General features: G+C 74.7%; 14 protein-coding genes and 1 pseudogene. 5 read left to right on the forward strand and 10 right to left on the reverse strand.

All coding sequences use genetic code 11. The features are described from left to right. The first annotated feature begins 85 nt into the window (after positions 1-85). Together ACFVX9_RS02105 and ACFVX9_RS02110 are read left to right on the forward strand one after the other, a co-directional pair. Positions 86-1384, forward strand: coding sequence for an SWIM zinc finger family protein (locus ACFVX9_RS02105; RefSeq protein ID WP_387979978.1), 1299 nt, complete (start codon positions 86-88; stop codon positions 1382-1384). A 28-nt stretch (positions 1385-1412) separates the two neighbouring features. Further along, positions 1413-3014, forward strand: a complete 1602-nt coding sequence (locus tag ACFVX9_RS02110) for a DUF5691 domain-containing protein (RefSeq protein WP_387979980.1) — start codon at positions 1413-1415, stop codon at positions 3012-3014. Positions 3015-3103: 89 nt separating this feature from the next. Here ACFVX9_RS02110 and ACFVX9_RS02115 read toward each other — a convergent pair whose 3' ends face one another. Continuing rightward, positions 3104-3511, reverse strand: a complete 408-nt coding sequence (locus ACFVX9_RS02115; RefSeq protein ID WP_063351339.1) for a cobalamin B12-binding domain-containing protein — start codon at positions 3509-3511, stop codon at positions 3104-3106. 356 nt (positions 3512-3867) lie between these two features. On the opposite strand from ACFVX9_RS02115, the gene ACFVX9_RS02120 reads away from it, so the two are divergent. Further along, positions 3868-4725, forward strand: coding sequence for a peptidoglycan DD-metalloendopeptidase family protein (locus ACFVX9_RS02120; RefSeq protein WP_387979982.1), 858 nt, complete (start codon positions 3868-3870; stop codon positions 4723-4725). Positions 4726-4731: 6 nt separating this feature from the next. Here ACFVX9_RS02120 and pcrA read toward each other — a convergent pair whose 3' ends face one another. From pcrA to ACFVX9_RS02135, 3 genes are all read right to left on the reverse strand, one after another. Further along, positions 4732-7359: a DNA helicase PcrA gene (pcrA, locus tag ACFVX9_RS02125; RefSeq protein WP_380484490.1), complete on the reverse strand. Its 2628-nt coding sequence runs from the start codon at positions 7357-7359 to the stop codon at positions 4732-4734. Positions 7360-7476: 117 nt separating this feature from the next. Further along, positions 7477-8154 carry a response regulator transcription factor gene (locus tag ACFVX9_RS02130; protein ID WP_063349012.1) on the reverse strand — a complete coding sequence of 226 codons (678 nt, stop codon included), beginning with the start codon at positions 8152-8154 and terminating at the stop codon, positions 7477-7479. Then, on the reverse strand, positions 8147-9604 hold the full coding sequence (locus ACFVX9_RS02135) for a PspC domain-containing protein (RefSeq protein ID WP_387979985.1): 1458 nt from the start codon (positions 9602-9604) through the stop codon (positions 8147-8149). Before ACFVX9_RS02135 ends, ACFVX9_RS02130 begins: the two co-directional genes overlap by 8 nt. A 134-nt stretch (positions 9605-9738) precedes the next feature. Here ACFVX9_RS02135 and ACFVX9_RS02140 point away from each other — a divergent pair, with 134 nt between their 5' ends. Together ACFVX9_RS02140 and ACFVX9_RS02145 are read left to right on the forward strand one after the other, a co-directional pair. Next, entirely contained in the window at positions 9739-11175 is a 1437-nt protein-coding gene (locus ACFVX9_RS02140) for a PspC domain-containing protein (protein ID WP_380370156.1), read from the forward strand. Then, positions 11172-11381, forward strand: coding sequence for a hypothetical protein (locus ACFVX9_RS02145; protein ID WP_063349010.1), 210 nt, complete (start codon positions 11172-11174; stop codon positions 11379-11381). Before ACFVX9_RS02140 ends, ACFVX9_RS02145 begins: the two co-directional genes overlap by 4 nt. 16 nt (positions 11382-11397) lie before the next feature. On the opposite strand, the gene ACFVX9_RS02150 is transcribed toward ACFVX9_RS02145, so the two are convergent. The 6 genes and pseudogenes from ACFVX9_RS02150 to ACFVX9_RS02175 form a co-directional block, all read right to left on the reverse strand. Beyond that, positions 11398-11847, reverse strand: coding sequence for a Rieske (2Fe-2S) protein (locus ACFVX9_RS02150; RefSeq protein ID WP_380425267.1), 450 nt, complete (start codon positions 11845-11847; stop codon positions 11398-11400). A gap of 42 nt (positions 11848-11889) precedes the next feature. Beyond that, positions 11890-12450, reverse strand: a pseudogene (locus tag ACFVX9_RS02155) (DoxX family membrane protein); the annotation flags it as partial. A 190-nt stretch (positions 12451-12640) separates the two neighbouring features. Continuing rightward, positions 12641-14236: a glutamine-hydrolyzing GMP synthase gene (guaA, locus tag ACFVX9_RS02160; RefSeq protein ID WP_063349008.1), complete on the reverse strand. Its 1596-nt coding sequence runs from the start codon at positions 14234-14236 to the stop codon at positions 12641-12643. A gap of 1093 nt (positions 14237-15329) precedes the next feature. Beyond that, positions 15330-17018: a hypothetical protein gene (locus ACFVX9_RS02165; protein WP_387979988.1), complete on the reverse strand. Its 1689-nt coding sequence runs from the start codon at positions 17016-17018 to the stop codon at positions 15330-15332. A 215-nt stretch (positions 17019-17233) separates the two neighbouring features. Next, positions 17234-19039, reverse strand: a complete 1806-nt coding sequence (locus ACFVX9_RS02170; protein ID WP_380484484.1) for a GMC oxidoreductase — start codon at positions 19037-19039, stop codon at positions 17234-17236. A 150-nt stretch (positions 19040-19189) separates the two neighbouring features. Continuing rightward, positions 19190-20821 carry a succinic semialdehyde dehydrogenase gene (locus ACFVX9_RS02175; protein ID WP_380426835.1) on the reverse strand — a complete coding sequence of 544 codons (1632 nt, stop codon included), beginning with the start codon at positions 20819-20821 and terminating at the stop codon, positions 19190-19192. Between the last annotated feature and the right edge of the window lie 38 nt (positions 20822-20859).

Consider the following 20859-nt stretch of genomic DNA (forward strand, 5'->3'; position numbering starts at 1 on the left):
ACCCTGCACCCCGGCACTGACAAACCCCGGGGCGCTCCCGACGGGCGGTCAGCCGATGTCAGTGCCGCCGCCTACCGTCGGTCGCATGGAGGAACGCTGGAGCACCGAACACGTCCTGTCCCTGGCACCTGACGCCGCGTCGCAGAAGGCCGCCGGCAAGCTCTCCTCGCCCGCGCCCTGGTCCGGGGCGGGCACCGACGGCACCGCGCTCTGGGGCGAGTGCAAGGGCAGCGGCAGCACGCCGTACCGCACCGTGATCGAACTCGCCACGCCCGCCTACCAGTGCAGCTGCCCCAGCCGGAAGTTCCCGTGCAAGCACGCGCTCGGGCTCCTCCTGCTGTGGAGCGGCGCCCCGGAGGCCGTCCCGGCCGCCGAACCCGCCGCATGGGCGGCCGACTGGCTCACCTCCCGCGAGGAGCGCGCCGAGAAGCGCGCCGCGCCCCCCGCCGACCCGGCCGCCGCCCGCCGCCGGGCCGAGCGGCGCGGTGCCCGGGTGGCGGCCGGCGCGACCGAGCTGCGGCTTCGCCTGGCCGACCGGATCCGGCACGGCCTGGCCGACCAGTCCACCGCCGGGCCCTGGGAGGAGGTCGCCGCCCGAATGGTCGACGCCCAGGCCCCCGGCCTGGCCACCCGGGTCCGCGAACTCGACGCCGCCCCGCAGGACCGGCTCCTGGAGGAGTACGCGATGCTGCACCTGCTCGCCACCGCCGCCACCCGCGTCGACGAGCTGCCGGCCGAACTGGCCGCCACCGTCCGCACCCGGGTCGGCTACCCCACCGACACCGCCGAGATCCTGGCCGGCCCCACCGTGCGCGACCGCTGGCAGGTGCTCGGCAGCCGCGACTCCGCCGACGAACGGCTCACCACCCGCCGGGTCTGGCTGCGCGGCGCCAAAACCGGCCGCCCCGCCCTGCTGCTCGCCTTCGGCCGCCCCGGCCAGGCCCCCGACCTCGCCCTGCCCACCGGCCACCTGCTGGAGGCCGACCTCGCCTTCCACCCCGGCGCCCGCCCGCTGCGCGCCGCCCTCGGCACCCGCTACGGCGCCCCCGAGCCCGGCCCGGCCGGCCCGCCCGACGGCCTCACCGTCGCCGAGGCGGTCGCCGGCTACGGCACCGCCGTCGCCGACGACCCGTGGCTGGACAGCTGGCCGACCGTCCTCACCGGCGCCGTGCCCGTCCGCACCCCGGACGGCTGGTACCTGACGGACGGCCACCACACCCTGCCCGTCCGCACCTCGGCCCTCCCGGAGGCGGCCCTGTGGCGGCTGGCCGCGGTCTCCACCGGCCGCCCGCTGACGGTCTTCGGCGAGTACGGCCACCAGGGCTTCGCCCCGGTCACGGCCTGGGCCGGCCACGACCGCCCGATCGGCCTCACCACCGTCTAGCGTCCAGAACACATCAGGAGCACCGAAGATGACGATCACCCAGGACCCGTGGGAGACCCTGCACACCACCGCCCTGCTCGGCACCGACCGCCGCCCGCTCCCGGCCACCACCCTGCCGCTCGCCGACACCGTCGACCAGGCCGACCCGGCCACCGCGCTGCTGGAGCTGGCCGCCCTCGCCACCGTCCGCCGCCGGGCCGGCGCCCTGCCCGTCCCCGCCGCCGGACCACCCGGCCCGCCCGCGCCCGAGGACCGGCGCCCCGAGCTGCCCGCGGCGGCCGCCCGCCGGCTCGCCGTCCTGCTGGCCGGCCGGTCCGGCGGCAGCGGCGGCGCCACCCTGGCCAACCTCGCCGAACTGCTCCCGCAGTGGCTCGCCACCGCCCGCGCCCAGGGCCTGCGCCCGCCCGGCGCACTGATACCCGGCCTGCTCGACGCCGCCCGGGCCCGCAGCGAACTGCGCTCCGACGCCGTCGCGCTGGCCGGACCACTGGGCCGCTGGCTGGCCGAACAGAACCCCGACTGGCGCTTCGTGCTGCGCACAGCCGCCCCCGACCCGGCCGAGCAGCCCGGCGGGCCCGTCGACCACCAGCTGTGGCACGAGGGCCTGTTCGCCGAGCGGGTCACCCACCTCACCCTGCTGCGCCGCCGCGATCCGGCCGCCGGCCTGGAGCTGCTGAGCGGCACCTGGTCCACCGAGCGCGCCGAGGACCGCCTGCTCTTCCTGGACGCCCTCCAGGACGGCCTCTCCGCCGCCGACGAACCCTTCCTGGAGGCCGCCCTCGGCGACCGCAGCAAGAACGTCCGCGCCACCGCCGCCGAACTGCTCTCCACCCTGCCCGGCTCGGCCCTCGCCCGGCGGATGGCCGAGCGGGCGAGGACCGCCGTCCGCCTCGCCGCGGCCGGGACGCACCTGCTGGTCACCCCGCCCGCCGAGTGCGACGCGGCCATGCAGCGCGACGGCATACCGCCCAAGTCCCCCACCGGACGCGGCGAACGGGCCTGGTGGTTCGGCGAAGTGATCGCCGCCGCACCGCTGCGACTCTGGCCCGAGAGCACCGGCCTGACACCCGAGCAGCTGCTCGCCCTGCGGGTCGGCGACAGCATCGACGAGACCAGCAGCAGCTGGGCCGACGACCTGCGCGAGGCCTGGGCGCGCGCCGCCGTCCGCCAGCACGACGCCGACTGGGCCCGGGCGCTGCTCGGCCCGGCGCCCGCACCGCCCGCCCGCGGCGCCGGACGGGCCCGCGCCCCCCGCGTCACCGGCGCCCCCGCCAAGCTGCTCGCCGTCCTCCCACCCGAGGAGCGGGCCGCCTGGACGGCCGCGTTCATCGAGGTGCACGGCTTGGGCGAGGCCTTCCAACTGCTCGGCGCCTGCGGCACGCCGTGGACGCCGCCGCTGTCCACCGCCGTGGTGACGGCCCTGGCCCGCGCCGCCGGCTCCGGCGCGTACCCGTGGAGCCACAGCGGGGTGCTCGGGATGACGGAACGCGCGCTCGCCCCGGAGACGGCGGCCGCCGTGGAGGAGCTGGCCGCCGGGGCCGCGCCCGACTCCGCCTGGTCGGAGACCTTCGCCCGGCTGGCCGGAACGCTGCGATTCCGGGCCGCGATGCTCGCCGAACTCGACGCCTGACGCCCGTTCCCGAAGCGACGGAACGACGGAACGACGGAACGGGCCGACCCCGCCGAAGCCTGGGGCCGGCCCGTCCCGCACCGTCAACCTCAGCCGGCCGCCCGCAGGTTGGCCGCGACCCAAGCCACGACGTCCCGGGTGGACGTGCCCGGGGTGAAGATGTCCGCGACGCCCATCGCCTTGAGCTCGGCGATGTCGTCGTCCGGGATGATCCCGCCGCAGAAGACCTTGATGTCCGCCGCGTCGCGCTCCTTCAACAGCTCCAACACCCGTGCGCACAGCGTCATGTGGGCACCGGAGAGGATCGACAGCCCGATGCCGTCCGCGTCCTCCTGGATCGCGGTGTCGACGACCTGCTCGGGCGTCTGGTGCAGCCCGGTGTAGATGACCTCCATACCGGCGTCGCGCAGGGCACGCGCAATGACCTTGGCGCCACGGTCGTGACCGTCGAGCCCCGGCTTGGCGACCACCACACGGATCGGCCCCGACACACTCATGACTGCCTCCTGGACCTCGTCGTCCACCATCCGACCGGACCTCGCGGGCCACGGGTGCGGTTAACGGCCAATAACCAACCTGAGGGGAGGTTAGCGCCACCCGGCCCGGTTGGCCGCGCCACCTCCCAAGAGGAGGGCAAAGTCACAGCCCCCGGCCTTGCTACCAGTGGGTATGCCCGTCCACCCGGCCACCGCACAGACCCCCGGCCGACCTCTTGACAACCGGAGGTTTTTCCGGGGCGTCGGCCTTGCGGCTACAGTCTCGGCTGATTTCTCCCCGCTTCCCCCGTACCGCTTTTCCCTGCCGCTCCCCTGCCCGACGACGCGCCCCAGGCCCACCGAGGAGGCAGCCCCCGATGGCTCCCGACGCAGCCGCCCGCCCGACCCGTGCGGAGCTGCGCCTCGCCGCCCGCGAGCAGTCCCGCACCCAGCGCCGCGGCGCCGCCAAGGCCGCCACCAGAACCGCACTGCTGCGGGTCGCGCTGCCGTCGGTGGCCGCGCTCGGGGTCGCCGCCGCGGCGGCCGTCACCGTGCGGGGCGAGGCCGATCAGCACGCCCAGGCGGCCGGCCGGACGGCACGGACGGCGGTCGACGCCCCGGACGCCCAAGACAACCCGAACAACCCGAACAACCCGAACAGCCCGGACAACCCGGCCGACGGCGGCGCCGAGGCCGCCAAGACGGCCGCCCGGCAGGCGGTCGCGGCCGGCGACCCGGCCCAGGCCTCCCGCGGTGACGCCCGCCAGCCGCTGGCCGGCGCCCAACCCGCCGACGCCCAGGGCACCCCGGGCGCGCAGCCGAGCGCCGAGCCCGTCAAGCCCAAGGTGGTCATGCCGGTCGCCCGGCACGGCCTCGGCGAGCTGTTCGGCGAGGCCGGCACCCACTGGGCCAACCGCCACACCGGCATCGACTTCCCGGTGGACGGCGGTTCCGAGGTGATGGCCGTCACCGACGGCACGATCCGCACCCAGTGGAACCCGTCGTACGGCTACATGACGGTGCTGAAGATGCCCGACGGCACCGAGGCCTGGTACTGCCACCTGCGGGCGTACAAGGTCCGCAAGGGGCCGGTGAAGCAGGGCGACGTCATCGCCTTCGTCGGCAGCAGCGGCAACAGCACCGGGCCGCACCTGCACTTCGAGATCCGCCCGGCCGGCAGCGGGCCGGTCGACCCGCTGCCGTGGTTCCTCTCGAACGGGCTCGACCCCCGCTAGGGAAAGCTAGAGCTTCTCCACCGGCGCGTAGCGCAGCAGCAGCTGCTTGCGGCCCTCCGAGCCGAAGTCGACCGTGGCCTGCGCCCGGTCGCCGACGCCGGTGACGCCCACCACCGTGCCCAGCCCGAAGGTGTCGTGGGTGACCCGGTCCCCGACCGCGAGCGAGACGGCGTCCCGTTCGACGGCCTGGCCGCCGCGTCGCGCCGACTGCCCCCAGCCCGCCTTCGGCTTCGACGAGGCCGACGAGCCCGAAGAACCCGACGAGGAGCGCGAACCGCCGCCCCCCGACGAGGACTTGCCCCAGGACGACCCCGAGGAGAAGCCGCGCGCGGCCGGCGCCTGCGCCGCCCCCCTCCGCTTCCACTCCACCAGGTCCTCCGGGATCTCCTCCAGGAACCGCGAGGCCGGGTTGTACGCGGGCTGCCCCCAGGCGCTGCGCAGCACCGAGCGGGTCAGGTAGAGCCGCTGCCGCGCCCGGGTGAGCCCCACGTAGGCGAGCCGCCGCTCCTCCTCCAGTTCCTTGACCTGGTTGAGCGCCCGCATGTGCGGGAAGATCCCGTCCTCCATGCCGGTCAGGAAGACCACCGGGAACTCCAGGCCCTTGGCGGTGTGCAGGGTCATCATCGTGATGACGCCCCGGCCCTCCTCGTCGTCCGGGATCTGGTCGGAGTCGGCGACGAGCGCGACCCGTTCCAGGAAGTCGGGGAGCGAGCCGACCGGCGGGGTGCCCTCCTCGTCGGCGTCGGGCCGCTCGCCCGGGTCCTGCTCGTACTCCAGGGCGACGGAGGCGAGTTCCTGGAGGTTCTCCACCCGGGTCTCGTCCTGCGGGTCGGTGGAGGCCTGGAGTTCGGCCAGGTAGCCGGTCTCCTCCAGGACGGCCTCCAGCACCGCGGCCGGGCCCGCGCCCGATTCGACGACCTGCCGTAGCCCGGCCATCAGGACGTTGAACTTCTTCACCGCGTTGGCCGAGCGCGCGGCCATCCCGTACGCCTCGTCGACGCGCAGCAGCGCCTGGGCGAAGGAGATCCGCTCCCGTGCGGCCAGCGCGTCGACCATCGCCTCGGCCCGTTCGCCGATGCCGCGCTTGGGCACGTTGAGGATCCGGCGCAGCGGCACGGTGTCCTCCGGGTTGGAGAGCACCCGCAGGTACGCCAGGACGTCCCGGACCTCCTTGCGCTCGTAGAAGCGCACCCCGCCGACCACCTTGTACGGCAGGCCGACCCGGATGAACACCTCCTCGAACACGCGGGACTGGGCGTTCGTCCGGTAGAAGATCGCGACGTCGCCGGGCTTGGCGTCGCCCGCGTCGGTGAGCCGGTCGATCTCGTCGGCGATGAACTGGGCCTCGCCGTGCTCGTCGTCCGCGACGTAGCCGACGACCTTCTCGCCGTGCTCGCCGGCCGTCCAGAGCTTCTTCTCGCGCCGGTTGGCGTTGCGCTCGATGACGGCGTTGGCGGCGCTCAGGATGGTCTGCGTGGAGCGGTAGTTCTGCTCCAGCAGGATCGTGGTCGCGTTCGGGTAGTCCTCCTCGAACTGGAGGATGTTGCGGATCGTCGCGCCGCGGAAGGCGTAGATCGACTGGTCCGCGTCACCGACGACGCACAGCTCGGCCGGCGGCACCTCGGACAGGCGCCCGGCGGCCGGGTTCACGAACTCCCCGTCCACGGTGCGCTTCGGCGCGGCCGCGACGGATCCGCCGCTCAGCTCGCGGACGAGCATGTACTGGGCGTGGTTGGTGTCCTGGTACTCGTCGACCAGGATGTGCCGGAACCGGCGCCGGTAGTGCTCCGCGACGTCGGGGAAGGCCTGGAGCAGGTTCACCGTCGTCATGATGATGTCGTCGAAGTCCAGCGCGTTGGCCTCGCGCAGGCGCCGCTGGTAGAGCGTGTACGCCTCGGAGAGCTTCTTCTCCATCGGGTTGGCGGCCTGGTCGGCGAAGGTCTCCTCGTCGATCAGCTCGTTCTTCAGGTTGCTGATCTTCGCGGTGAAGGACTTCGGCGGGAACTGCTTCGGGTCCAGGTCGAGGTCGCGGCAGACCAGCGACATCAGCCGCTGCGAGTCGGCCGAGTCGTAGATCGAGAAGCTGGAGGTGAAGCCCAGCACCTTGGACTCGCGGCGCAGGATCCGCACGCACGCGCTGTGGAAGGTCGACACCCACATCGCCCGGGCCCGCGGGCCGACCAGCGCCTCGACGCGCTCGCGCATCTCGCCGGCGGCCTTGTTGGTGAAGGTGATCGCCAGGATCTCGCCCGGCTGCACGCCGCGGGCGCCCAGCAGGTGGGCGATCCGGTGGGTCAGCACCCGGGTCTTGCCGGAGCCGGCGCCGGCCACGATGAGCAGCGGCGAGCCCGCGTGCAGCACCGCCTCGCGCTGCGGGTCGTTCATGCCCTCCAGCAGCTGTGCCGGATCCACCACCGTGCGGGCGGCGCCGTTGCGGTACCAGGCGTCCCGCGCGGTCTCGGCGGCGTGGTCGGTCTGGAACAGCCCCTCCGGGATGGCCTCCTCGTAGGCCTCGTACGGGGCGTCGTCCTCGTACGGCGGGGGCTCCTCGTCGAGGGGCACGGCGGGCTGCTTCGACCCGGCGGCGGGTGCCTCGAAACCGGGGAGCGGGAGGTCGTCAAAGAGGCTACTCATGGCACTCCGAGTCTATGGCCACCCACCGACAAGCCCGCCCGGCCCGGAGAGAACCGGACCGGACGGGCTCGCGACCGGGGCTCAGCAGCACATGGACTCGGCCGCCCGGGCCGGGGCTCAGACCAGCCGGCGGGCGGTGGCCCAGCGGGTCAGTTCGTGCCGGTTGCTCAGCTGGAGCTTGCGCAGAACGGCGGAGACGTGGCTCTCGACCGTCTTCACCGAGATGAAGAGCTGCTTGGCGATCTCCTTGTACGCGTAGCCGCGCGCGATCAGGCGGAGCACCTCGCGCTCGCGCTGGGTGAGGCGGTCCAGGTCCTCGTCGACCGGCGGGGTGTCGGTGGCGGCGAAGGCGTCCAGGACGAAGCCGGCCAGCCGGGGCGAGAACACCGCGTCGCCGTCGGCGATCCGGAAGATCGCGTTGACCAGGTCGGTGCCGGTGATGGTCTTGGTGACGTAGCCGCGCGCGCCGCCGCGGATGACGCCGATCACGTCGTCGGCGGCGTCCGACACCGACAGGGCGAGGAACTTGACCCCGCCCTGCTCTCCCATCAGCCCGGCCGAGCGGCGCAGCACCTCGACACCGCCGCCGCCGGGCAGGTGGACGTCGAGCAGCACCACGTCCGGCCGGGTCTCGGCGACGACCCGCACCGCCGACTCGACGTCGTCGGCCTCGCCGACCACGTCGATGCCGGTCGCCTCGGTGCGGCCGATCTCGGCCCGGACCCCGGTGCGGAACATCCGGTGGTCGTCCACCAGGACGACTCTCGCGGTGCGCTCCGGCGCTGCCTCAGTCATTCGTTCTCTCCATCTCCAGCTCGACCTCGGTCCCGCCGTCCGGCGCGGGCCGCACCCGTGCGGTGCCGCCGTTGCGCTTCATGCGGCCGATGATCGACTCCCGTACGCCCATCCGGTCCTCGGGCACCGTGTCGGGGTCGAAGCCGGGACCGTGGTCGCGGACGAACACCGACACCGTCTTCCCCTCCACCTCGGCGTAGACCTGGACCGGTCCCCCGCCACCGTACTTGGCCGCGTTGACGGTCGCCTCCCTCGCGGCCTGCATCTGGGCCGCGATCCGGTCGTCCATCGGGCAGTCGCCGACGATCACGACCTCGACCGGGACGCCGTGCCGGTCCTCGACCTCGGCGACGACGGCGCGCAGGCTCTCCGCCATGGTGTCGGGAGCGGCCTCGGCGGCGGCCTCCGGGCGGTACAGCCACAGCCGCAGCTCGCGCTCCTGGGCACGGGCCAGCCGCAGCACCTCCTTGGGGTCCTCGGCCCGGCGCTGGATCAGGGTCAGGGTGTGCAGCACCGAGTCGTGGACGTGCGCGGCGATCTCGGCCCGCTCCTGGGCGCGGATGCGGGCGGTGCGCTCGGCACCGAGGTCCTGCCACAGGCGCAGCCCGTACGGGCCGAGCAGCACCAGCACCCCGGCGAGCACCGCGAGCGAGGCCTCGACCACCGAGCCGAGCGTCGAGCCGCTGCCCTGCATGGCGAGGAAGGCGATGGTGCCGGCCACCACGAGCAGCACGCCGGCGCCGACCCGGGTGTAGGCGCCGCGCCGCTTGTCGCCCTCCTCCAGGCCGAACCAGCGCTGCCAGCGCGAGTCGTCGGCCTGCCGCCAGACCAGCGCGACGCCGACGCCGATCGCCAGCAGCGGCCAGGTGTACGGCTTGGCGGTCTGCAGGCCGAGCGCGTTGAGCAGGGCGGTGATGCCGATCACCATCATCACCAGGGCGGCGAGCTGGCCGAGGCCGCCCTGCCCGGTCCTGCCGGCCGCGCTGTCCTCCCCCTCCGCGGGGGCCGCGGCCGGCTCGCCCTGGAGGGCGTGCTGGAGCAGTTCGCGCAGCCGGCCGAGCCAGCCGCCGCGGCCCTTGCTCAGCGCGCCGCCCGGCTGCTGCCCCGACCCGGTCGGGACGAAGACGCCGTTGACGTACATCCAGTGGGCGGCGCCGCGCTGCGCGGGCTCGCCGATGCCGATCGGCACCACGAACCAGAACGCCGCGTACAGCAGGGTGCCGATCCCCTGCGCGAAGAACAGCAGCACGAACGCGAGCCGCACCCACCGCACCGGGAGCCCGAGGTGCACCGCGAGCCCCTGCGCGACGCCGCCGAGCATCCGCCCCTGCGGGCTGCGGTAGAGCCGGCGGTACGGCGGCCGCCCGCCGTCGGGCGCGGTCGGGTCGGTGCCGCCCGCCGGCACGGCGTCGGGGGCGAGGGGTCGGGGGTCGGAACCGGGTGCTGCCACGCCACCGATGGTTCCACGCCCGCGCACGCGGACGCATCAGGGTGTGTCCCTGACCCCTTCTCAGGGACAAGTCAGGGTCCGGACAGGGCTCGCACCGGTTGGGCCGGGCCGGGGCAGCCGGGAGGATGGTGCCCATGACCGACGACCACCGCATCCAGGAGACCGGGCCCGCCGCCCCGCCGGAACCGGAACGCCCCCCGCTGACCAGGACCGAGCACCACCGCGTGGTGGCCGGCGTCTGCGGCGGCCTCGGGCGGCACCTGGACATCGACCCGGTGGTCTTCCGGGTGGTCACCGTGGTGCTCTGCCTCTCCGGCGGCCTCGGGCTGTTCCTGTACGGCCTGGCCTGGCTGATCGTCCCCACCGAGCCGGTGCCGGACGGCCGGGGCGGCACCCGGCACGGGCGCACCGAACTCCAGCGGGTGCTCACCGGCCGGGTGGACGGCCAGTCGGTCGGCGCGGTGCTGCTGGCTGTGATCGGTACCGGGGTGTTCTTCTCCTCGATGGGCCAGGACGACCAGCTGTTCCCGCTGCTGCTGCTCGCCGGACTGGTCTTCCTGGCGGTGCGCTACGACCCGGACCGCCGCCGCGGCCGGGCGCGCCGACGCCGCCCCGGCGGCCCGTACGACCGCCACCACCCCGACGGGGAGCAGTACGGCCCGTCCCCGTGGTCCGGGGCGGAGGACGACGAGGCCGCCCGCGCCCGGCACGCGGCCGAGCGCGCCGCCGGAACGGTGCCCGCCGACTCCCCGGCCCCCGGCCCGACCGGCTACCTGTGGGACCCGCGCCACCCCGAGCGCAACCCGTACGGCGCCGGCCCCACCCCGCCGTTCGGCACCCCGGTGCCGCCGGCGGGCGGCCCGGCCCAGCCCTGGTGGCAGCGCGTCGACCTGCCCGCGGGCGACCCGCTGCGCAAGGACGGCCCGGCCTGCCGGCCCCGGCCCGCCGCCGCCCGGCACCCCCGGGAGCGGTCCGCGCTCGGCTTCTTCGGCCTGCTGCTGGCGATCGGCGCGGGTGCCGCGGTCTGGTCCGTCTCGGCCGGCCACACCAGCGTCACCGTGCTGAGTGCGACCGTGCTGGCCACCGCGCTGCTGGTGATCGGCCTGACGCTGCTGATCGGCTCGAAGTTCGGCCGGGCCCGCAAGCTCGCGGTGACGGGCCTGATGCTCACCCTGGCGCTGGTCTTCGTCGGACACTCCCCGGACTCCATGCGCAACGCCGTCGGCCAGCGCGACTTCACCGTCATCGCCTCGGCCGACCTCCAGCCCCGGTACTCCCTGGGGGCCGGCCAGCTCCGGCTGGACCTGAGCGGGCTCGACCCGGCCGGGACCACCCTCACCAGCAAGGTCGAACTCGGCGCCGGCGAGCTGACCGTCGTCCTGCCGCCGGACGTGACGGTGAACCTGGTGGCCCGGGTGGGCCTCGGCGACGTCTCCGCCCCCGGTGACCGCAACGACGGCACCGGCCGCCACACCTACCTGCTGCCACCCGGCAGCGGCCATCCGTCCAAGGGCACATTCGATCTCGAACTCGCGGTCGGGATCGGCAACATCAAGGTGGTCCAGCAGTGAGGAAGCACCGGCTCGACCTGTTCTCGCTGATCGCGGGGGCGCTGTTCAGCACGATCGCGGTGGTCTACCTGGTCGCGGCGCTCAACGACCAGGCGGTGAACGGCCGGATCGTCATCCCGGTCACCTTCATCGTGCTCGGCCTCGGCGGCCTGGCCGGCGCGGTCGCGGCGGTCACCCGACGCGGCCGCACCGACCGCCGGGACTGAACGCGCCCGATCAGGCTCAGCTCTGCAGCGGCCCGAGGTTCAGCTTGTCGCCGGCCTGGGTGACGGTGTACTTCGGCAGCGGTTTGACCGCCGGCCCGTTGACCACCGCGCCGGTGGCGGCGTCGAACCGGGAGCCGTGGCAGGGGCAGTACAGCTGGCCGTTCTTCGGGGCGTCGACCGCGCAGCCGGAGTGGGTGCACACCGCGGACAGGCCGCAGTACTGGCCCGCCTTGGGCTGCACGATGTAGACGGCGTCCCCGGTGGCCGGGTCCTTGACCTGGGCCGAGCCGCCGACCGGCACGCTCGCGGCGGCCACCGAGGGGGCCGGTCCGGACGGCGCCTGGGTGGTGGCCGGGGCTGCGGACTGCTTGGGCGCGGAGTGCTTGGCCCGGCCGAAGGTCCGGGTGAGCGAGCCGGTGAGCAGCCCGGCGCCGCCGATCGCGACGGCGGCGATCCCGCCGTCCACCAGCGCCCGGCGCCTGACGCGGTCCTCGCCCAGCCCGCGCCCCCGGTCCCGGCCGGCCCGCCGGGCGAGGTAGCCGTCCACCGACAGGTCCGGGGTGCCGGCCAGCAGCAGCGGTGTCCAGGCCATCAGGTAGCCGAGGTCGTTGCCCAGGTAGTACGGCGAGACGCTCCAGCTGATGGACAGCCAGAGGCTGAGGTTGATCATCGCGCCGCCGAGCGCCGCGACCCGGCCCCAGAGGCCGAGCAGGGTGCCGAGGCCGACCGCCAGCTCACCGAAGGCGACGGCGAGCGCGAACAGGGTGGGCGCGTCCAGGGCGGCGCCGAGCAGGAAGGAGATCGGGCTGCCGCCCTTGACCGCCTGGGCCTGCGAGACGAACGACGCCGGGTCGGCCGCCCCGGCCAGGTAGTGCGCGTCGGACAGTTTGTCGAGGGCGGCGTACACGAAGGTGACGCCGAGGAAGAGCCGCAGCGGCAGCAGCGCGTACCGGGACGCGGACGCCCGCCACTGCGCCGCCCGGTCGGCCAGACCGGCCGCTCCCCCGACACCCGCTCCCCCGACGCCCGCTTCCCCGTCACCCGCCACGGAGTTGCCAGCCTCCGACATCGCTCACACCTTCCCTCGCGGCCCGCCACTCCCTGACAGGTCCGGTCCGCATTCTGCCCGCTCCCGATCGCTTTCGGTGGGAGGTCCCCACCCGGGCGGCCGCCCCACCGCGAACGGCCGTGCCGCCGCTCCCTGGTACGGGAACGACGGCACGGCCGTTCAGCAGCGGCTCAGCGGCCGACGGGAGTGCTCACTCCCACTCGATGGTGCCCGGCGGCTTGCTGGTGACGTCGACGACGACGCGGTTCACGTCGCGGACCTCGTTGGTGATCCGGGTGGAGATCTTGGCCAGCACGTCGTACGGCAGGCGCGACCAGTCGGCGGTCATGGCGTCCTCGGACGAGACCGGGCGCAGCACGATCGGGTGACCGTAGGTGCGGCCGTCGCCCTGCACGCCCACGCTGCGCACGTCGGCGAGCAGCACGACCGGGCACTGCCAGATCTCGCGGTCCAGGCCGGCCGCGGTCAGCTCCTCGCGGGCGATCGCGTCGGCGTCGCGGAGCAGGTCCAGCCGCTCCTGGGTGACCTCGCCGACGATCCGGATGCCCAGGCCCGGGCCCGGGAACGGCTGGCGCTGGACGATCTCCTCCGGCAGGCCCAGCTCCTGGCCGACCATCCGGACCTCGTCCTTGAACAGCTTGCGCAGCGGCTCGACCAGCTGGAACTGGAGGTCCTCGGGCAGGCCGCCGACGTTGTGGTGGGACTTGATGTTGGCGGTGCCGGTGCCGCCACCGGACTCCACCACGTCCGGGTACAGGGTGCCCTGGACCAGGAAGTCGACCGACTCGCCGTGCTCGCCGGCCTCGGCGACGATCTCGGCCTGCGCCTGCTCGAAGACCCGGATGAACTCCCGGCCGATGATCTTGCGCTTCTCCTCGGGGTCGGTGACCCCCTTCAGCGCGTTCAGGAAGCGCTCCGCGGCGTCGACCACCTTCAGCTGCACGCCGGTGGCCGCCACGAAGTCCTTCTCGACCTGCTCGGTCTCGCCCTTGCGCATCAGGCCGTGGTCGACGTACACGCAGGTCAGCTTGGAGCCGATGGCCTTGTTGACCAGGGCCGCCGCGACCGCGGAGTCCACACCGCCGGAGAGGCCGCAGATCGCGCGCTTCTCGCCGACCTGGGCGCGGATCAGCGCGACCTGCTCCTCGACCACGCTGCCGGTGGTCCAGGTCGGGGCGAGGCCGGCGCCGCGGTAGAGGAAGTGCTCCAGGATCTGCTGGCCGTGGTCGGAGTGCAGCACCTCGGGGTGGTACTGCACGCCGTAGAGGCGGGCCTCGTCGTTCTCGAAGGCCGCGACCGGGACCACCGCGGTGGACGCGGTGACGGTGAAGCCCTCCGGGGCGGCGGAGCAGGCGTCGCCGTGCGACATCCACACCGAGTGCTCCGCCGGAACGCCCTCGAACAGGGTGGAGCCGGTGCGGCTGACGGTCAGCGGGGTGCGGCCGTACTCGCGGGCGCCGGTGTTGTCGACCGTGCCGCCGAGGGTCTTGGCCATCAGCTGGAAGCCGTAGCACATGCCGAAGACCGGGACCCCGGCCTCGAAGATCGCGCGGTCGAGCTGCGGCGCGCCCTCTTCGTAGACCGACGACGGACCGCCGGAGAGGATGATCGCCTTGGGGTTCTTGGCGAGCATCTCGGCGACCGGCATGCTGCTCGGCACGATCTCGCTGTAGACCCGCGCCTCACGCACCCGACGGGCGATGAGCTGGGCGTACTGGGCGCCGAAGTCGACCACCAGGACGGTGTCGTTGTCCGGCGCGGACTGGACGGGAATTGCAGAGGACACAGACGGCCTTCCGGCAGCGGTACGAGAGGTGTCACACCGAACCGCTTCCCCGGCGGGGGCCGCGGCGGCGACGGGTGGGGGTGTCTGGACACCGATTCTACCGGGCTGTCCGGTTTCACTCGTCTGCCCGTCCAAACGACCGTGACCGGGCGGGGCCGCCTTTCGTTGCTTCAGACGACCGTACGACCGCGCCGCGCCCGCCAGACGCGCCGCCTTCGCCCCGGCCAGGGGCGCCGCCGTACGGACTTGCAGGACCACGCGTGGAGCTTCATCCCAGTCCACCGGCGCATGTGGCGCCGCCGCCCCGGCCCCGCCGGGAGTGCGGCGCCGTGGGACCGTGCGCGGGTGCCGCGGCCGGACAGCAGGGGACAGCGACCCCGGCCGCGACTGGACCGAGAGGTGGGACGGCCGGTCCCCGGGGACGCCCGGGCCGGTCGTCGCACCCCCGTCGCGAGCCGGGCACGCCCGGGCGCACACCCTTTCCCGTCCCGCGCCGCTACGCGCGTCCCCGTGCGCCGCAGCCACCCACACCACTACGCACCGTGATCATCGACGCCTCGTGTCGACACCTGCCCACAACCGCCCGACAAGGCGGAACGAGGCCTGCACCCGCGCCCGGGCCACACCCGGGAGTCGGCACCCGCACCAAATGCGCCGGGCCGAACTGTGCCGAATCGGTTGCAGAGCAAGCCCTTCGTCCAGCACGATGCTGCGTGGAAGCGGTTCTCCCGGCGGCCGGCAGGCTCACCGTGGAGGCCCCGACCGATGCCGCCGCACTGGGCGGCAGCCCCGTACGTCACCTCACGCTCCGTGAGCGAAGGCCCGGCGCAGACCTGCGCGCCGACCCGCCGCACCGCGAGCGTGCGCGCCCCGCGCCACCGGCCACCCACGCCGGGCCGCGACGGCGCGACCCCGAAGCCGACCGACCCGACGGCGCCCCTCCCCCGGCGCCGTCACCCCCAGCACCGGCGCAGCCCTGACGCCGCGTGCTGAGCGACAAAGGGCCCCGTTCCCCCGCGGGGCCCTTTGCCCTGTCCGGGCCGCCCGACTCAGGGCCGCTCCGCCCAGACCGCTCCGCCCACGGCTGCCCGGCTCAGGGCTGCTTGCGCCAGACGCTCGGACGACGCGCCGCTGGTGCCGCCGCCCCGGGGGCGTACGGCTGCGGCTCCGGCCCGGCCTCGTACGGCGCCCCCGGCGGCGGCACCGCACCGTGCGGCACCGCACCGTACGGCGGAGCGCCGTAGGCGTCCTCGCGGGCCACCGCGCCCCGGCCGCGGACGGCCGCCAGCAGCGGCGGCACCAGCAGCGCGCCGATCGCCGCCCAGACCAGGTTGGCCACCAGCACGCTGGCGAAGCCCAGGTTGATCGAGGTGTCCCGGGACACCTCCGTCTGGTTGGCGAAGGTGTCCCACCCCGCGACCGCCGAGGACGTCGAGGTCGTCATCAGCGCGCCGCCCACCGCCATCAGCGCGGTGAGCGCCACGGCGTGGACGGCCGCCAGCCGGAGCCGGTCGGCCGCGTCCAGCCGCCGCCGGTACGCCGACCAGCCGAGGACGCCCGCCGTGGCGAGGGCCAGCAGGCCGGTCCAGCGCCAGTCGGCGGTCTGGTCGTGCAGGTCGAAGAAGGAGATTTCCCCCCTGTCGGGGGTGTCCTGCCAGTCGCCGCCGATCGCGACCGCCGCGTCGCCCGCCCCGCCGCTCGCCCCGTTGAACGCCTGCAAGGTCGCCCCCGAGCCCAGGCCGAGCAGGCCCAGGCCGAGGTTGGGCAGGAAGGCCACCGAGACCGGGGTCTGCCAGCCCTCGTCGCTGTTGACGGCGACCAGCACGAAGCCCGTCACCGAGGCCAGGCCCAGTGACAGTGCCAGCGCCCGGCCGGCCGTGAGCGCGGCGACCGCCCAGCCGCGCACCGCCCGGCTGCGCCAGGCGGCCCAGCGCAGCGCGTCGGTGCCGTGGACGGCGAAGGCCGTCAGCGCGGCGAGCAGGGCCGTCCAGCCGGTCGCCTCCGGCCAGCCGGAGTCCACGGTGTACGTCACCCCGAGGGCGCGGCCGACGAGGCCGGTGCGCTGCGGCTCCCAGGACGTCCCGCCGGCCAGCCCGAGCAGCGCGGTCACCGCGGCCAGGACCACCGCGGTGCGCAGCGCCTCGCCCGCGGCCTGGGCCCGGGTCAGCTGGAGGCCGGCGGCCCGGCGGCGGCGTGCCGCGGTCCGCAGGCCGAGCCAGAGCGCCAGCGCCCACAGCACGGTGACCGTCAGCGGCACCGCCCGGAGCAGCGCGTCCATGCCCGCCGCGTCGCCGCGTCGCAGCGCGGTGGTGTACCCGAGCTTGAACGGCGCACCGAGCGCGCTCAGCGCCATCGACAGGGCGGCGCCGAAGCGCTCGCCGAACCCGGGCGCCCGGACCAGGTAGGCGTACTGGTAGTCGCTCGGGACCGCCACGATCAGCGCCGCCAGCAGCAGCACGGCGGTCGGGGCGATGGCGACCAGGAGCGCCGGGCGCCAGTCCGCGCCGACCAGCCGGCTCAGCACGTTCGGCCGGCCGGCCCGCGGGTCGTACGGCTGCCCGGCGCCCCAACTGCCCAGCGTGGGCGGCCCGGCGGGCTGCGGGTGGCCCGGGCCGTACCCGGGCGGCGGGCCGTAGCCGGGCGCGGGCGGCGGCGGCCCGTAGCCGGGCGGCGAAGGCGGCGGCGGCGGGTACCCGGGCGCGGCGGACGGCGGACCGTACGCCGGCGGGGGCGGTACGGCAGGCGGAACGGCGGGCGGCACGACGGGAGGTACCGCGGGCATGGCGGCCGTCGGCGGGGGCGTCAGCGGCCGCCCGCACGAGACGCACGCGGGCGCCCCTTCCACCGATGCCGCGCCGCACGATGCGCAGATGGCCATGGACCGGTTTCCCCCCGCTCGACGAGTTCCTGGTCCCCCAGAAAGCCCGTTTATCCCATCGGATCCGAACGAATGTCAACCGGGTACCGGGCCGGGAGGGTTGGCCCGTCGGGGCCTGCTCAGCCGCGCTTCTTCGGGACCTCCGGGACGGGCAGCAGCGGCAGTCGGAGCGCGCCGAACGCGTCCTCCGGGACGGCCGGCCGGGCCGGCGCCACCGGGGCGACCCGCCGGTAGGCCTCGCCCTGGGCCGGGCGGCGGTCCGCCTCGCCCTTGTTGGGCCACATCGACATGGCGCGCTCGGCCTGCGCGGTGATCGTCAGCGAGGGGTTCACCCCGAGGTTGGCGGAGACGGCCGCGCCGTCGACCACGCTGATCCCCGGGTGGCCGTACAGCCGGTGGTAGGGGTCGACCACGCCGGTCTCGGGGGCGTCGCCGATCGGGCAGCCGCCGAGGAAGTGGGCGGTCATCGGGATGTCGAAGATCTCGCCGGCGCTGCTGCCCGCGAAGCCGTTGATCTGCTCGGCCAGCGCCTGGGCGCCCTGTTCGGCGGCCGGGATCCAGGTCGGGTTGGGGGCGCCGTGGCCCTGGGCGGAGGTGAGCCGGCTCTTGCCGAGCAGGTCCTTCTTCAGCGAGACGGTGATCGAGTTGTCCAGCGACTGCATCACCAGGCCGATGATCGTCTTCTCGGACCAGCGGTGCTGGTTCATCGAGCGGGCGAAGGTCACCGGGTGGCGCACCGACCCACCCAGGTAGCGCAGCCAGCGCGGGGCCCGTCCGCCGCCCTTGACCTGGGCTATCGACAGCGCGCCCATCGCGTTGGAGCCCTTGCCGTAGCGGACCGGCTCGATGTGGGTGCTGGCGTCCGGGTGGATCGAGGAGGTGATCGCCACGCCCTTGGTGAAGTCCACCCGGGTGCCGTAGCGCCGGTCGGTGGTCTGCGCGCCCACCAGCGCCTCGGAGTTGGTGCGGGTCAGCTCGCCGAGCCGGCCGGAGATCCGGGGCAGGTGCCCCCCGTCACGCATCCGGTGCAGCAGCGACTGGGTGCCGTACGTCCCGGCCGCGACCACCACCCGGGCGGCGGTGATGGTCCGCGCGCCCGCCTTCACCCGGTCGGTGCGGGAGCGGGAGTCGGTCCGGCGCACGTCCACCGCGTAGCCGCGGCTCCCGTCGGCGCCGGGGAGCTCCCGGATCCGGGCCACCGTGGTGAGCGGGTGGATCTCGGCGCCGCCCCGCTCGGCCAGGTGCAGGTAGTTCTCGGTGAGCATGTTCTTCGCTCCGTGCCGGCAGCCGGTCATGCACTCGCCGCACTCCACGCAGGCCTTGCGGGCCGGCCCGGCGCCGCCGAAGTACGGGTCGGCGACCTCGTCCCCGGGCGCCGCCTCGGCCCGGCCGCCGGCGTCCTGGCCGTCCCCGAAGAAGACCCCGACCGGCGCCATGTGGAAGGTGTCGCCCACCCCCATCTGCTCGGCGGCGGCCTTGAGGTGCACGTCGGAGGGGGTGAAGGTCGGGTTGAGCCGGACCCCGAGCATCCGCTGCGCCTGGTCGTAGAACGGCGCCAACTCCTCCTGCCAGTCGGTGATGTGGCGCCACTGTCGGTCCTCGAAGAAGGCCTTCGGCGGCACGTACAGGGTGTTGGCGTAGTTCAGCGAGCCGCCGCCGACCCCGGCGCCGGCCAGGATCAGCACGTTGGCCAGCAGGTGGATCCGCTGGATGCCGTAGAGACCGATCTTCGGCGCCCACAGGTAGTTCGGCAGGTCCCAGGAGTTCCTGGGCAGTTCGTCCCGCTCGAAGCGCCGGCCGGCCTCCAGGACGGCGACCCGGTAGCCCTTCTCGGTCAGCCGCAGCGCGGCGACCGAACCACCGAAGCCGGAGCCGACCACGACCACGTCGTAGTCGAACTCCGCCGCACCGCCGGACTCCACCATCTGCCACTGCTCCTTCGGGACGCGAACTGACTACGGGACGGGCGAACCTGGTTACAGGACGGGCGGATCGGACCACCGGCCGGGCCGGCTCCGACCACGGGGGCGAACCCCCGGGCCGGGAAGGCTGCTTGGACCCCCGGTCCGGGACGGCTACTTGAACCGCAGCGCCTTCAGCACCCGCAGCCCGCCGGTCATCACCGCGGCGAACTGCCGGTCGTCCAGGCCGAACGAGGGCGCGATCGGCATCAGCCGCTGGGTCGCGACGGTCTGCGCCTCGGTGAAGCGCAGGATGCCCTCGGCACCGTGGCGGCGGCCGAGCCCGGAGTCGCCCATGCCGCCCATCGGCGAGCCGATCGAGCCGTACGCGGCCGCATAGGCCTCGTTGACGTTGACCGTGCCGGTGCGCAGCCGGGCCCCGACCGCCCGGCCGCGCCGGGTGTCCCTGGTCCAGACGCTGGAGTTCAGGCCGTACGGCGTGGAGTTGGCGGCGGCCACCGCCTCGTCGTCGGTGTCGAAGCGGTAGACGGAGACGACCGGGCCGAAGGTCTCCTCGCCGCAGACCGCCATGTCCGGGGTCACCCCGTCGAGGATGGTCGGCTCGAAGAAGTACGGGCCGAGGTCGGGCCGGGCCCGGCCGCCGGCCAGCACGGTGGCGCCCGCCTTGACCGCCTCCTCCACGTGCCGGGTGGTGGTCTCCAGCTGGCGGACGGAGACCAGCGAGCCCATGTCGGCGCCGTAGGCGAGGCCGCCGCCGAGGCGCAGCGCCCGGGTGCGGGCGGCGAAGCGCTCCAGGAAGTCGTCGGCCACCGAGCGGTGCACCAGCAGCCGCTCGATCGAGATGCACAGCTGCCCGGCGGAGGAGAAGCAGGCCCGCACGGCGCCCGCGGCGGCCCGGTCGAGGTCGGCGTCGGCGAGGACCAGCATGGCGTTCTTGCCGCCGAGTTCGAGCGAGGCGCCGACCAGCCGGGCGGCGGCGCGCTGGGCGACCTCGCGGCCGGTGCGGGTGGAGCCGGTGAACGAGACGTAGTCGGCGTGCTCCACCACGGCGGGGCCGATCACCGGGCCGTCGCCGAGCACGACCTGCCACAGGTCGGCCGGCAGCCCGGCCTCGATCAGCAGCTCGCGGGCCCACAGCGCGGTCAGCGCGGTCTGCGTGTCCGGCTTGTTGACCACGGCGTTGCCGGCCGCGAAGGCGGGCAGGACGTCGCCGACGGACAGCTCCAGCGGGTAGTTCCAGGGCGAGATGTGGCCGATCACGCCCTTGGGCCGGCGGGCCTCGACCGCGTGGGTGAGCACCGGCAGCGCCCCGCCGCGCCGCTTGTCCCGGAGGTAGCCGTGCGCGGCCCGCCCGTAGTGCCGGGCGGCCATGGCGGTGGCCAGCACCTCCTCGAAGGCGTGCAGCCGGGCCTTGCCGGTCTCGGCCTGGACGAGGTCCAGCACCTCGTCCTGCCGCTTGAGCAGCAGGTCGTGGAAGCGCAGCAGGACGGCCGCGCGGCGGCGCACCGGCAGCGCGGCCCAGGCCGGCTGGGCGCGGCGGGCCAGTTCGAAGGCGACCTCGACGTCGGCCGGGGTGGACTGCGGCAGGCTCGCCAGCCGCTCGCCGGTCAGCGGGGCGACGGTCTCCACCAGGCTGGGCTCGCCGGTGGCGGTGACGCCGGCGGCCAACCGGGCGACCAGGGACGGCGGGACGGCGGCCGCGACGGTCCGGCCCCCGCCGGGGGCGGGCGGGTTCCCGGTCGCGGGGTGTTCGGTGGCCGCTGCGCCTGCTGTGAGGTCCGACATACGGCGCAGCCTAGGCGCTCGGCGGCCGGTCCGGTACC

The organism is Kitasatospora sp. NPDC058243, assembly GCF_042882025.1.
Taxonomy (GTDB): domain Bacteria; phylum Actinomycetota; class Actinomycetes; order Streptomycetales; family Streptomycetaceae; genus Kitasatospora.